Below are 12,621 nucleotides of genomic sequence, written 5' to 3'. Positions count from 1 at the left end.
GTGTACTGTTAATTATTTCCGACGAGGTATCCACAATGACGGATAGACGACTTATCGGCATCGTAACTGCTCTGCTATTTTTGTCGACGACCCAAAACGCGCGTGCCGAGATTACGCTTGAGCACCTGCTGGTCATCGACCAAATGCTGTCCACCAATGACATTCAGGCACTGTATTCCTACCTCGACAAAAACCCCCAGCTATTGAGCGGCGATGATGAACTGTCGCTGGAGCTGCGGAGCTTTCACGAGGTCGCCTCGGTTGGAGATCTGGATTTCAGCTATGCCTCCAGCGCACCGGCCAGCGACGAGAACCGTTCGACTGAGAATGCATTCGCCGCGTCGCTGCAACACTGAGCCGGATGTCGGAAATGCTTGCCCTTGAGCGATCGAACATTCCTACGATCGCTTATGTCATCGAGCCGCGGTTTTCTGGCGGGACTTCTGCGGCTGTGGCCGCCGAATTGCCTGTGGCCGCCGAATTCGGGCAGGTGGTCGTCCACGCGATCACATCCAAAACATTTGGCACCAAGCAGCAAGTCTCGCCGGTTTTACGGCGGGTGCTGGACGAATTGAATATTCCGATCATTTGGGACGCGCCACGGATCAGCGCGGATTTCGTATTTTTGCACAACCCGTCTTTTCTGAAATTTCAGGACACGCTTGGCACAAGGATCATTGCGCGCGAGCTGTACGTGATCACGCATGAGAATTTTCTGCGTCCAGGCGGGGCAGAGGGGTTTGATGTTTCAAACTGTCTAAGCCAGATCGAAGCCTCAACAATTTCTCTCAGGAAAACACTCGCACCGATATCACCGTATAACCGAAACGGTGTCGTTGACTGGTTGGCAACGTCTCGCGTGGCGCGGCAATGGGACGTTTTGGGCTCTGACTGGTTCAACATTTGCGAGACCGAGATGAGCGCCCCGTGTGAAACGCCACAGGACCGCCGTGGGCGTCATTCACGACCCGGATTCGAGAAGTTCCCGGTTATTGCTGATTTGGACAGCTGTTTTCCAAGCCACTCTCAGTGCAATGTAATTCTTGGAGCCGATGCCTTGTTGAATGCCCGTGTTCTTCGCGCGCATTGGACCTTGCTTCCCTTTGACGCCATAACTGTGCAAGAGTTCTTTGGAATGATTGACTTTTTTGTATATTTCACGGCACCGACCTGGCAAGAAAGTTTTGGTCGCGTTGTAGCCGAGGCGGTTGCCGCAGGTAAGGTTGTTCTGACCAACCCCGATACTGGTGCCACGTTCGGAAATGCCGTCTTGACTTGCCAGCCCTCTCAGGTGGACACAATCATTGCCGACCTGATCGCCCAACCGCAAAAATACCATGATCAGGTGGCCAGATCGCAATTGGCGCTACAGAACTACTCTGCAGGTAAATTCAAGGCGATGCTGTCGGGGGTTTTATCCGCCGACAGCGAGGTGAATAAATGATCTATGTCGAAGTCGGCACACGCTCATTGCGGTCGTTTGACACGCAGTTGATCTTTGCCGAGCAGCTTGCCGCACGTGGCTTCAATGTGTGCATTGATGCCGATTATCTGCCCGAGGATGCAGGGCGTGGCAGGATATACGAGGCAGCCAAGTTCCTTGTCGACCCGGGCGAGAACAAGGCGCAGACCATATTCGTACTGGGTGCCGAAGAGATTGACGATTTTCTTCTTGCGTCGCTGCGGAACAAACAACTCGACCCGAGTGTTCCGGTTGTTGCGACGGGCCGCTTTTTGACCCAGCAAAGCTATATCGCGGCCAAGGCCCGGCTGGCCTATGCGCTTGGGCGCGAAGCCCACGTGATTGACCTGACAGATTTTCAACCACGCCCAGTGCTGCCATCGACCTCTAGCCCTTTGGTGGCGGATATTCGGCCCGTATCGCGGCGGTCCAAAAGGGTGGTGCCGAACGTGACCCTTGTGTTGGGTTCGATGGAGTTGGACAATCCCGAGACGCTGTCCTGCTTTTCCCGCATGAGCAGCCAGGGTGGCTATAACCTGAAACTCATCGTCAGCGGCGCGCAGAATGAGGCGATCAAGGCGTCGCCGTTTCACGATTTGCCGACCTATCTGTATACCGGGCTGTCACCGCTGACCTTGGCGAATTCGACGGACATTCTGGCGATGTTCGGTCACGGGATCGCCGGGGTTCGCATGGCCGCTTTTGCGGTCGAGCTGATTGCAGCCGGCGGTGTTGCGATCGACTGTACCGACGATGAGGTTCTGATGTCTTCGGGCGCACCTGCTTTGCTTGGGCCCAAGACTCCGTTCGCGTTGGATGGGTACCTGATCGGCAATGTGATCGGAAACGTGCCGCAAATTGTCGAACAGGCCTCGAAATCCCAGTGGTTGCACACAGTTGACATTTCGCGCCTGGAAACGGCTGCAGGTCTGCAGCCGAAACAGCGTCAGACAGAACAGGACAAGCGCAAAACCCTGTTTTTCCCGACGAATGGCGTGGGGCTGGGCCACGCGCAGCGGTGCAGCATCATTGCCCGTGAAATGCCGGACACCATGACAAAAATGTTCGCGGCCTTTCCCAGCTGCGTCCCGCTTGTTCGCCGTGAGGGTATCGACTGTATCCCACTGGTTCAGCGCACCGATACAAAGACCAATTCAGATGGCAATGACGTTCTGACATATCGGCGCCTTGGTGCGGTGCTTCAAGAAAACGACACACTGGTTTTTGACGGCGGCTACGTGTTTGACTCCGTCTATCGGGTGATCCGTGAACGCAAACTGTCGGCGGCTTGGATCCGGCGCGGGTTGTGGCCTGAAGGCCGGTCAAGGCAGACTATGCTGCGCCGCGAAAGCGTGTTTGACCGTGTCATCGTGCCCTCTGAGGCTTTTGACGAGCTGAACGACGCCTACAGCTATGGTGACCATGTCCATTATGTCGGGCCAATCGTGCGTCAGGTGGAACAGTCCGCCGCGGAAAAAGAACAGCTCAGGGCCCGGCTGGCGGAACGTTTCGGGCGCGACTTCAAGCAGCTGGTTGTCAGCATGCTGGGGGGCGGCGTTGCCTCGGACAGGTCTGCGCAATTGCAGGCGATCTCGGGCATGCTTGAGGCGCGCGATGATTGCCTGCACTTGGTTGTAACGTGGCCCGGAAGCACGGTTCAGCCTGCCACATTCGGTTGGAAAAACACCCGCGTGGTTCAGACACTGGAGGCGACCAAGCTTAGCCTCGCCGCAGACGTGGTCATATCTGCGGCCGGATACAACTCGGTCCTTGAGATGCTGTACCATCGCATCCCGGCGATATTTATTCCGCAGTCAGCCCCCTATCTGGACGATCAGGAACGGCGCGCCACAGCCATGGCCGACCGTGACCTGTGCGCCATCATCACCGAACACGAATTCATGACGCTCGAGCGCACAGTGGCAGATTGGCTGGATCACGACGGAGCCGAATTTTACCGATCTGCATTGAATGGTTTTGAGCTGCCCAAAACGGGGGCAGTCAAGGCCGCCGAATTGCTAACCGAATTGGGGGCGCGGATATGACCAGTGATCTATGGTTCGAAATCCTCAGCAGAGCGTCGCCAAATCGACCCGAGCCGCTGGACGATCTGATCAATGAGGATCGTGACACCAAGCCGCTTGGCAAGGTTATCTTTCCAAATATGCGGCTGGCCCCCTCGCTCATGCTGTGGGATCGGGAACCCGGCGGCCCGGTGCATATCGGCGTGCGGGTGCATGAACCACCAGAAACGCCATATCGTATCGCAAGGCTGTTGGCCGCCGCCGCGATGGAGCGGGAGGTTTTTCCCGTCATTCTCAGCCGAGTGGACTATTGCGGGCTTGAACGGTTCGGGTTTCGGGTCGAACGCGTTCCCGAAGAGGCTGCTGCAGCCCAGGCCGCCGAGGAAGAAATCAGAAAATACTGGGATCTGGCGATTATCATTGACGGGCATGAAATCGGTCTGTTGGGCTAGCAAGGCGCTGATTTAGGGTAAGGAGCGTCTTGTGAAAATCATAACCGGCGGACAAACAGGCGTTGATATGGCGGCTTTCCAGTTCGCTTTGGAAAACGACATTCCCTATGGCGGCTGGGTTCCGAAAGGCCGCTTGAATGAGGCGGGCCGCATTCCGGATCGCTTCTCTGGTTTGAATGAAACACAGTCCGCGGATGTCGCCGAACGCACTAAGCTGAACGTTTTGGCCTGTGACGCTTTGCTGGTGTTTGTGGATGGATCGACCAGTCCGGGAACGCAGTTGACGATCGATTTTGCGCAAGAGATCGGAAAGCCTTATCTGGTCGTTGATCTAGGGCAGGGGCTTGAGGCGTGTGCGCGCCAAGTAAAGCAATGGGTCATGGCGAGGCCTATTACGATATTGAACATCGCTGGCCCCAGAGAAAGTGAAGCCCCCCAGATCGGAGCCAAAGTGACAGCGATCTTACGTCAATCGATTTTGCCCCAAAGCCCCGAGGCATAGCCAAACTTTGGTTCCGGCTATACGACGTTTCGCCAGTAGGCGCGGCACCCGACGGTTGCTAGGGTTGGGACAACCAGATTGCGAAGGCCAAGTTTCATGTTTGCAAAAACCGCCGGACAGATTGATTTTGACAAGGTCCTGATCGTCGATGACCATCCACTGTTTTGTGATGCTTTGTCGATGACGCTGCAAAGTGTCACTCGCATCGGTGAAATCCACACCGCAGATCGATTGGAAAACGCGATTGCTCTGATTGCCGGTGGGTTGCGACCAGATGCGGTCATACTGGACCTCAACCTGCCGGATGTGGACGGGCTTGAAGGTTTGGTGCGTGTCAAAGCGGCCACCGATGCACCGGTCATCGTGGTGTCGTCGATTTCAGAGAACCGTGTGATCAGTCAGGTGATCCGTGCGGGTGCCTCAGGTTATGTCCCCAAGCACAGCCAGCGAGACGTGTTTCGTACAGCTTTCGAGACAGTTCATTCCGGAGACGTCTTCGTGCCAGACGGTTTTGCACTGATTGACGACGATGCGGATACCGAACACAGCGACGCCGCCAATCGGCTTGCCACTTTGACCAATCAGCAATCGCGCATTCTGCAGCTTATCTGTGAAGGCAAACTGAACAAGCAGATTGCGTTTGATCTGTCCATTGCCGAAACCACGGTCAAGGCGCATGTAACTGCAATCATGCGTAAACTCGGCGTGCAAAGTCGTACGCAGGCCGTGCTGCTTGCCAAGAAGGCTTCTCTTGCCAGCGTCTTGCAAGAATAAGCCCTCGCGCCATATCATATGAAGACGTTGCGCTTCAGGAAGGAGGGCAGGATGAACCAAGCAGTCGGGTGGGCGACAGCTGCTGCCCGTGCGCCAGGTATCGTCAAAACGGGCTTTGTACATCGCGACACGGATCAGGCGATCGAAAAACTCGCCGGATCGTTGGGCGATGATCTTTTGTCCTTGGTTATTCTGTTCGTGAGCTCAGGCGCGGATGCGGCGGCGGTTATTTCCGAGGCAGTCGATGCTTTTGCGCCAACGCCTGTGATCGGATGCACCACAGCGGGCGAGCTTGCAGATTGCGGCTATGGCGAAGATCAGATTGTCGCCATCGGATTACCGTCTTCGCATTTCGAGGTGCGCACCCTGTTGGTGCCCGACCTTGGGAATTTCTCAGCGCAGGACATCATCGACCAGATGATCCGCAACCGTAACGAAATGGCGGCGTCCGCACCGGATTGGAAACACGAGTTTTCCTTTTTGATGATCGACGGGCTGTCGACGAAAGAGGATGCGCTGACGTCGGAACTCGCCGTTGGATTGGGGCCGGTGCCCTTGTTCGGCGGGTCCGCAGGGGACGGAACCCATTTCGGCGCGACCTATGTGTTGATGGACGGTCAGGCCATGCAAAACGCGGCGATCCTGACACAGGTTCGCACGCGCTGCCCGATCAAAGTGTTCAAGACGGATCACCTGGTACCAACGGCGCGGCGTATGGTTGTCACCAAGGCCGATCCGGCAAACCGTATCGTGCAGGAAATCAACGCCGAGCCAGCCGCGCGCGAATATGCCCGTCTACTTGGTAAAGACCCTGAACAGCTGACGACCTTTACCTTTGCGGCCCACCCGCTGGTTGTGCAGATCGGCGGCCAGCATCATGTACGGGCCATCCAGCGCGTCGCGGGCAATGGTGACCTTGTGTTCTTTTCCGCGATTGATGAAGGGCTGGTGCTGACGCTGGCTGAACCTCGGGACATGGTTTCGCATCTCGAGGAAGAAATCGCTGCGTTGACACAGGCCACCCGTCCGGACACGATCCTGGGCTGCGATTGCATCCTGCGCCGGCTGGAAGCACAGGAAAAGCAAAAGACGGGCGAGATTTCGCGACTGCTTGCCGAGAACCATGTTGTCGGGTTTTCGACCTATGGCGAGCAATTCAACTCGATCCATGTGAACCAGACGCTGACCGGCGTCGCGATTTACCCTCCGGAAGACGGGTAGGCGATGATTGAATCCCTGACCGACCCCAATGATCCGCTTGATCGGCAAAATGAAAAGCTGCTGAAAATCGTCGCGGCCCTGATGCGGCGGGTTGAAGAATCCACTGATGCCTCGGGTGCGGCTTATGCTCAGTTTCAGCGGGCGGCCATGTTGGAACAGGAAGTGCGGGCCCGGACAGATGACCTTGAGCGGGCGTTGGACTTGCTCAACGACTCGAACGCGCGCTTGGCGCAGGCCAATCAGGAAACCGAAGCCGCCCGCGCAAACCTCGCCAATGCGATCGAGGCGGTGCAGGAAGGGTTTGCGCTGTTCAACCGGGATGAAGAAATGGTCCTGTGCAATAGCCGCTTTGGCCTGCATATGCCTGACATCCAAACCAAGCTGACACCGGGGCTGCGGTTCACCGATTATGTCGAGTTGGTCAGCCAGTCCAGGTTCCTGTCCCTGCCTGGAGTAGTTTCCCCAAAAGACTGGGTGCAACGGCGCATGGCGCGCCATGCTGAAGATCACGTCGTCTTTAACATCCGCCTTAGTGGCAACCGCTGGATGCAGGTGTCCGAACACCGGACGCCGGATGGCGGTACCGTTATTTTGCAGACGGATGTAACCGACATCATGCGGGTCGAACGGCAGGAAAGGGATCGTATCCTAGATGACCAGGCCCGGCTGATCCGCGCGACGCTGGAACATATCGATCAGGGGGTTTGTATCTTTGACAGCAAGCTGCGTCTGGTCGGGTGGAACAACCGCGCTAGCGAACTTCTGGCCATTCCCAATGCGCAATTTCAGATGGGAGCACCGTTCCAGACGTTGTTTCACCGGTTAAGCGCGACCATCAGTTTTGAGGGCGGCGTGAGCGACGCTGACCTGTTGGCCTGGGTCAATCGCTCGACCGAGCGCCCGCCGTTGCAATTCCAGATGCACAGCGGTCGTGCCAAGATATTGTCAGTCTTCGCGCAGGAAATGCCGGATCGGGGTTTCGTGATTTCCTTCACCGATGTGACGGCTGAAAGAAAATCCGCGCAAGCCCTGGTCGAGGCCAAGGAACTGTTGGAACAGCGCGTTGCATCGCGGACAATGGAGCTCGCGGACGCGCTGAACGAAGCAGAACGCGCCAACGCATCAAAATCGCGCTTTGTCGCGGCCGCCAGCCACGACCTGTTGCAACCTCTGTCGGCTGCAAAACTCTACGTCTCGACATTGGGCAGTGGATTGGACAAGGCCGATGCGCGCGCAGTCGCGGTGAAAGCAGAGAGCGCCCTAAACAGTGTCGAACACATTCTTGAGGCGCTGCTGGATATTTCGAAACTGGATTCCGGACGGGCATCGGTTCACTTATCCTCGGTCCCGGTCGGTGAGCTTTTTTCCCAGATGGAGGACGCCTTTAGGCCTATGGCGCAAGCCAAGGGGCTTGGGTTGCGATTTGTCGGCACTGATACAGTTGTCAGAAGTGATGCCAGTTACCTGCGGCGTGTTCTGCAAAACCTGCTGTCAAATGCGATCCGTTACACGGAAATGGGCAGGGTTCTGGTCGGTGTAAGACGACTGGGGAAGACCGTTTCGATCCAGGTTTGGGATACAGGGATTGGGATCGCGCCAGACCAGAGAGACCTTGTTTTTCAAGAGTTTAAACGTATTCATTCAGATGCCAGTGCGGCCGAAGGGATGGGTTTGGGCCTTGCCATTGTGGAACGCGCCTGTGGTTTGCTGAAACATCCGATACATTTGCAGTCCGAACTGGGGCGCGGAACCGTTTTTTCAATCACGGTTCCATCAGCAGGCCAGGCACGCGATGCGCTGAATAGCGGTGAGCCGTCGATACAGCCGCGCTCAGACGTGCTGCACAGGACGGTTGCCTTGCTGATAGAAAACGATGACAACCTGCGCGGGGCGCTGTGCATGACGATGGAAAACTGGGGCGTTCAGGTATTGGAAGCTGCCAGCAAAGATGAGGCGGCAAACCTGCTGCACGAGATCGGGATTTTACCGGATGTCATTGTCGCCGATTTTCAACTGGACGGCGGCAAGACCGGGACCAAAGCCATTGCCGAACTGACACGCGAATTCGGGCAACTGCCCGGTTGCATTATTTCCGCTGATCGTTCGACCGAATTGGCAGCCTCTTGCAAGACGGCAGGCTACCTTTTGCTGCACAAGCCGATTGATGCACAAAAGCTAAAATCCGTGTTAGAGGCTTCGGTCAGTTGACAGGTCAGGGCGTTCGTCGCTTACCTACCGTCCGCATCATCTGACGGAAATAGAGCTTTGGTGCCAGACGGTTTACCAGATTGGCGATCTGTGCGATCCGCCCGACTGGGATGTAGTCTTTACGTCGCCGGTAACCTTGCAAGATTACCTGCGCCGCCGCTTCCGGCTCCATGTAGTCGATACCATCCGAGGCAGAGCCGGGACGAACGAACCCAGCGTCTGCGGCCTCCGGTCGCCCGATATTGGTCGCCACAAAGGATGGCGCGGCGATGGAAACGCGAACCCCGTGGGCGGATTCCTCGGCGCGAAGGGACTTAAAGAACCCCTCCATCGCGTGTTTGCTGGCTGCATAGGCGGTTCGATGAATGAGGGGTGCAAAACCTGCAACGGAAGAGATCGCGAGGTGTGTACCCTTGGCTTTCCTGACCGCGTCCAGAAAATCCTGAGCGCAACAAACTGCAGCGAAATAGTTGATTTCGAACAAGTTTCGGTGCGAGCGCATATCGCTGTCCGAAAACGCGGAAATCTGCGAGACACCTGCATTGTAGATCACCAGATCTATGGAGTCTCTTGCCGCAATGATCCGGGTGCAGGTGTCTTTGCATTGATCAGCGTCGGTCAGATCACAGGCATAGGTGCTAACGTCATCCAGATTGGCAAGCGCGTCAAGTTCTTGCCCCGGTAAATCAATCAATGCGGTATGCCAACCGTCGGCCCTTAGCGCGGCGGACAATGCACGGCCCAGCCCTCCGGCTCCTCCTGTAATGACAGCGGTTGGTTTCATTGGGTAGCCTCCCACCAGCGATCGAACGCCTCGGCACTCGTGAATTTGGGGTGATAGCCGAATTCGCCTTTCAGCGCGGTATTGTTCAATACAGGGCGATACAGAAGAAAACGCACTTGCTCTGGGCCATAACGCGACAGACGCAGCGGGCGGGCAATGGTCAGAGCGGCCCTGACCACCGCCGGAGATAGCCGACGCAACGGTTTGCTCATCTGTGATGCGATCTGTGAGATGGTCAGCGCGCCGTCGCCGGCAACGTTGAAAACACCGGCAGGCCCGTCAGTCGCCGCACGAACCAGGATATCGGCCAGATCTTCATCCCAGATGAATACAAACGGGCTGTCTAATCCTTTCAGCCCCAGCAGACGGGGTTTGTGAAACAGGGCCGTTATCTGATTTTCAACCTTTGGCCCCAGCACAGTGCCCACGCGCAGAACAACCTGTTCGAGACCGGGCGTGGTTTGTCTGGCCTCGGCCAGCATTTCTTCGACCAGCCGCTTGTGCCAGGAATAGGCAAACTCCTGATTGCCTCGTATCGCATCCGTTTCGCGCAAGGGAACCGGGTTATCGGCATGATACCCATAAGCGGCCCCCGAAGAGGTAACCACCAAACGCTTGACCCCGGCGGCAATCGCCGCACTCAGCACATTTCTGGTACCTTCGACATCAACCTGATATTCATGGTCTCTGGTCGAGCTCGGACCGGGGGTCACGATGGACGCCAGATGAACAATGGTGTCCGGTTCTTCGGCCAGAATGACGTTGAGAGGCGCGTTGCCGGTGACATCCATCCGTACGAACCGTGCATTTTTCGGCAGGTCGGCGGGTTCTTGAATATCTGTTGCGGTGATTGTGACGTCGGCGCGGTTGCCCAGTCGTTGCAGCAGGGCAGTGCCCACCGCACCAGCGGCTCCGGTGATCAGGATGTGGCGCATTCGGGCACCTCTCGTCTTGCGAAGAAGGCGGCCAGAGCCAGCCCCGAGATTGCGTGCCAGATGCCCCAAAGTGCGGCGGCCACCGCCATTCCGCCAAGCCCTCCGAAAAAGGCGAAAATCAGGATGAGGCCAAGGCCCGAGTTCTGTATCCCAGTTTCGATTGTGACAGACCGGCGGTCGCGTTCCGACAGATTAGCGGCCGTCGCGGTCAGATACCCACCCATAAAAGCCAGCGCGTTATGCAGGATGACGATTCCGATGATCGCGGTCGCAAAATGTTGAAAAATTCCCCAGTTCGCAGCGAGCGCCACCAGGATGAAAGTGATGAAGATCGCCATCGAGAGCCACTGCATCGGGCGGCGGATTTTATCGGCGACGGCTGTGAAACGCGCATTGACCAGCATGCCAAGGATCAGCGGTAGGATCAGCATGAAGCCGACCGTAATGGCCACTGCGACCGGGTCGATTTCTGTCCTTTGCAGGATTTCTCGTGTTGGGGCGTAAAGATTCCCCCACAACGCAACATTAGCGGGCGTGATGATGATCGCGCCCACGGTTGCGAAAGCTGTCATCGACACCGAAAGCGCCACGTTTCCGCCAGCACGGTGCGTCATGAAATTCGAGATGTTCCCCCCCGGGCAGGCCGCTACAAGGATCAGCCCCATCGCGACCGACGGTAGTGGATTGACCACCAGCAGCATCAGAAACGTGAGTGCGGGTAGAACCAAAAACTGGGACGCCAGCCCAACAAGCAACGGTTTCGGTCCGCGCAGGATCCGGCGAAAGTCATCCATCCTAAGATCCAGCGCGATTGAGAACATCACGACGGCAAGGATGACGTTCAGCAGCTTTAGGTTGCCTGCATCGAAGTTCAGCGCGACATCGTCGATCCCGTTCATGACTGGGCCGCTTTTAACGCCGCGATCTGTCGGGTCACTTCACCGCGGTAGGTCGCTTTGTCGACATAATAGGCCATCCGGGGCAGGTCGATATAGTTCATGCCGCCGGTCGCACGTTCGAATTTTTGGGATTTGGTCGAGTGAATGGCCTTTGCGGCAGAGTTTCCGGATCTTAGTCCCGCGATATAGCGCGCCACCATCTCGGCCTGTTCGTGCCGTCCTTGCCACCCAAGGCCCGACGCCTCGATCATTCCCAGAATGAACAGATCATCGCGGGTCGGGTGCATGCAGTTCAGGTACAGGTGCGGGGCGTCGCCCTGCCAATTCAAGTGTGACTTATCGATGAACGGGTAGTGCAGTTTATATCCGGTCGCGGCCAGAACCATGTCGTATTCAGCACTGGTGCCATCACGGAAATGGACCGTCTTGCCGTCAAATCTTTCAATGTCAGGGCGCACCTTCAAATCGCCATGCCCGGCGTGGAACAGGATCAGCGAGTTGACGACGGGGTGGGACTCGTACAGGGCGTAATCTGGCTTGGGAAAGCCATATTTCTGCGGATCACCCACGAACCATTTCAGGATTGCACCGTCGACTTTTCGTTTCAGCCACATGGGCAGTTTGATCTTCCCACCCATCGTGTCGGCCGGAACACCGAAGACGTATTTGGGTACAAAATAGTACCCCCGGCGCATCGAGATATCGCAGGACTGCCCGTGGTGAATGGCGTCAACCGCGATATCGCAGCCCGAGTTTCCGGCCCCGATGACCAGAACCCGCTTGCCTGTGAATTGCGTCGGATAACGATAGTCCGAGGCGTGGATCAGCTCGCCTGAAAACTCTCCCTCAAACTTGGGTAGGTTGGGTTCGGACAATGTGCCGTTGGCGATCAGGATACCCGCAAAGATCTGGCAGTGCTCAGTGCCTGCCTTGTCACGCCATTTCACCTCCCATCCGCCTGCATCCAGCGGTGAGGTACTCAGGACCTCGGCACCAAAGTGATAGTGCTGGTACAGGTCAAATGCGTTTGCGAAGTCGTGGAAATACGTCTTGAGCTCGCGATGTGATGGATACTCCGCCGTTTCTTCCTGCATAGGGAAGTCGGTGAATTCGGTCATTTTCTTGGACGATATGAGGTGGGCGGTCTCGTACATCGTAGACCGAGGGGCATCGATGTTCCACAGGCCACCCACATCATCAGCCAGTTCAAATCCTTGAAATGGCACTCCCTGCTCGACAAGTGTCTTGGCCATTGCCAGACCCATGGGCCCGGCTCCGATCAGAGCAAAACACTCTTCCGGGCGGGCCTTCACCGTGACCGGCTGGCCCGCTCCGACTTGCACCTGTTCCATTCGTTTCT

At 56.7% G+C, this 12,621-nt stretch carries 12 protein-coding genes; 8 read left to right on the top strand and 4 right to left on the bottom strand.

The window, feature by feature from the left end; genetic code table 11:
- Nucleotides 1–35 precede the first annotated feature (35 nt).
- The 8 genes from AC2FLJ_RS03545 to AC2FLJ_RS03510 all read left to right on the top strand — a co-directional run bounded on the left by AC2FLJ_RS03545 (nucleotide 36) and on the right by AC2FLJ_RS03510 (nucleotide 8,643).
- Nucleotides 36–356, top strand: coding sequence for a hypothetical protein (locus AC2FLJ_RS03545; protein ID WP_282118828.1), 321 nt, complete (start codon nucleotides 36–38; stop codon nucleotides 354–356).
- Nucleotides 357–370: 14 nt separating this feature from the next.
- Nucleotides 371–1,444, top strand: coding sequence for a glycosyltransferase (locus AC2FLJ_RS03540; RefSeq protein WP_496704452.1), 1,074 nt, complete (start codon nucleotides 371–373; stop codon nucleotides 1,442–1,444).
- Nucleotides 1,441–3,507 (top strand): glycosyltransferase, encoded by a 2,067-nt coding sequence (locus tag AC2FLJ_RS03535; RefSeq protein ID WP_496704451.1) that lies wholly within the window; start codon nucleotides 1,441–1,443, stop codon nucleotides 3,505–3,507. The genes AC2FLJ_RS03540 and AC2FLJ_RS03535 overlap by 4 nt, the downstream gene beginning before the upstream one ends.
- The gene (locus tag AC2FLJ_RS03530) at nucleotides 3,504–3,938 is read left to right on the top strand and encodes a hypothetical protein (protein ID WP_058277356.1); all 435 of its coding nucleotides are present in this window, start codon (nucleotides 3,504–3,506) and stop codon (nucleotides 3,936–3,938) included. Before AC2FLJ_RS03535 ends, AC2FLJ_RS03530 begins: the two co-directional genes overlap by 4 nt.
- A gap of 31 nt (nucleotides 3,939–3,969) precedes the next feature.
- Nucleotides 3,970–4,440, top strand: coding sequence for a putative molybdenum carrier protein (locus AC2FLJ_RS03525; protein ID WP_496694908.1), 471 nt, complete (start codon nucleotides 3,970–3,972; stop codon nucleotides 4,438–4,440).
- Nucleotides 4,441–4,536: 96 nt separating this feature from the next.
- Nucleotides 4,537–5,214: a response regulator gene (locus AC2FLJ_RS03520; protein ID WP_282150869.1), complete on the top strand. Its 678-nt coding sequence runs from the start codon at nucleotides 4,537–4,539 to the stop codon at nucleotides 5,212–5,214.
- 51 nt (nucleotides 5,215–5,265) lie between these two features.
- Complete coding sequence (locus tag AC2FLJ_RS03515) at nucleotides 5,266–6,435, top strand: FIST N-terminal domain-containing protein (protein ID WP_496694910.1); 1,170 nt, start codon at nucleotides 5,266–5,268, stop codon at nucleotides 6,433–6,435.
- A gap of 3 nt (nucleotides 6,436–6,438) precedes the next feature.
- Entirely contained in the window at nucleotides 6,439–8,643 is a 2,205-nt protein-coding gene (locus tag AC2FLJ_RS03510; protein WP_496704450.1) for a PAS-domain containing protein, read from the top strand.
- Nucleotides 8,644–8,647: 4 nt separating this feature from the next.
- Here the strand turns inward: AC2FLJ_RS03510 and AC2FLJ_RS03505 are convergent, their stop codons facing one another.
- The 4 genes from AC2FLJ_RS03505 to AC2FLJ_RS03490 are packed head-to-tail and all read right to left on the bottom strand — an operon-like array spanning nucleotide 8,648 to nucleotide 12,613.
- Nucleotides 8,648–9,427 carry an SDR family NAD(P)-dependent oxidoreductase gene (locus tag AC2FLJ_RS03505; RefSeq protein ID WP_282150872.1) on the bottom strand — a complete coding sequence of 260 codons (780 nt, stop codon included), beginning with the start codon at nucleotides 9,425–9,427 and terminating at the stop codon, nucleotides 8,648–8,650.
- Nucleotides 9,424–10,362 carry an SDR family oxidoreductase gene (locus tag AC2FLJ_RS03500; protein ID WP_496704449.1) on the bottom strand — a complete coding sequence of 313 codons (939 nt, stop codon included), beginning with the start codon at nucleotides 10,360–10,362 and terminating at the stop codon, nucleotides 9,424–9,426. The genes AC2FLJ_RS03505 and AC2FLJ_RS03500 overlap by 4 nt, the downstream gene beginning before the upstream one ends.
- On the bottom strand, nucleotides 10,347–11,261 hold the full coding sequence (locus AC2FLJ_RS03495) for a bile acid:sodium symporter family protein (protein WP_282150874.1): 915 nt from the start codon (nucleotides 11,259–11,261) through the stop codon (nucleotides 10,347–10,349). Before AC2FLJ_RS03495 ends, AC2FLJ_RS03500 begins: the two co-directional genes overlap by 16 nt.
- Nucleotides 11,258–12,613, bottom strand: a complete 1,356-nt coding sequence (locus AC2FLJ_RS03490) for a flavin-containing monooxygenase (RefSeq protein ID WP_496704448.1) — start codon at nucleotides 12,611–12,613, stop codon at nucleotides 11,258–11,260. The genes AC2FLJ_RS03495 and AC2FLJ_RS03490 overlap by 4 nt, the downstream gene beginning before the upstream one ends.
- Nucleotides 12,614–12,621 lie beyond the last annotated feature (8 nt).

It is taken from the genome of Ruegeria sp. CDSA034 (assembly GCF_059612275.1).
The sequence above is the reverse complement of the archived record's forward strand: the minus strand, read 5'-3'. Positions and strand labels throughout refer to the sequence as shown.

Bases quoted from the DNA above. Each gene is read 5' to 3' on its own strand.
- AC2FLJ_RS03545 (WP_282118828.1), top strand. From the start codon at position 36: ATGACGGATAGACGACTTATCGGCATCGTAACTGCTCTGCTATTTTTG.
- AC2FLJ_RS03540 (WP_496704452.1), top strand. From the start codon at position 371: ATGCTTGCCCTTGAGCGATCGAACATTCCTACGATCGCTTATGTCATC.
- AC2FLJ_RS03535 (WP_496704451.1), top strand. From the start codon at position 1,441: ATGATCTATGTCGAAGTCGGCACACGCTCATTGCGGTCGTTTGACACG.
- AC2FLJ_RS03530 (WP_058277356.1), top strand. From the start codon at position 3,504: ATGACCAGTGATCTATGGTTCGAAATCCTCAGCAGAGCGTCGCCAAAT.
- AC2FLJ_RS03520 (WP_282150869.1), top strand. From the start codon at position 4,537: ATGTTTGCAAAAACCGCCGGACAGATTGATTTTGACAAGGTCCTGATC.
- AC2FLJ_RS03515 (WP_496694910.1), top strand. From the start codon at position 5,266: ATGAACCAAGCAGTCGGGTGGGCGACAGCTGCTGCCCGTGCGCCAGGT.
- AC2FLJ_RS03510 (WP_496704450.1), top strand. From the start codon at position 6,439: ATGATTGAATCCCTGACCGACCCCAATGATCCGCTTGATCGGCAAAAT.
- AC2FLJ_RS03505 (WP_282150872.1), bottom strand. From the start codon at position 9,427: ATGAAACCAACCGCTGTCATTACAGGAGGAGCCGGAGGGCTGGGCCGT.
- AC2FLJ_RS03500 (WP_496704449.1), bottom strand. From the start codon at position 10,362: ATGCGCCACATCCTGATCACCGGAGCCGCTGGTGCGGTGGGCACTGCC.
- AC2FLJ_RS03495 (WP_282150874.1), bottom strand. From the start codon at position 11,261: ATGAACGGGATCGACGATGTCGCGCTGAACTTCGATGCAGGCAACCTA.
- AC2FLJ_RS03490 (WP_496704448.1), bottom strand. From the start codon at position 12,613: ATGGAACAGGTGCAAGTCGGAGCGGGCCAGCCGGTCACGGTGAAGGCC.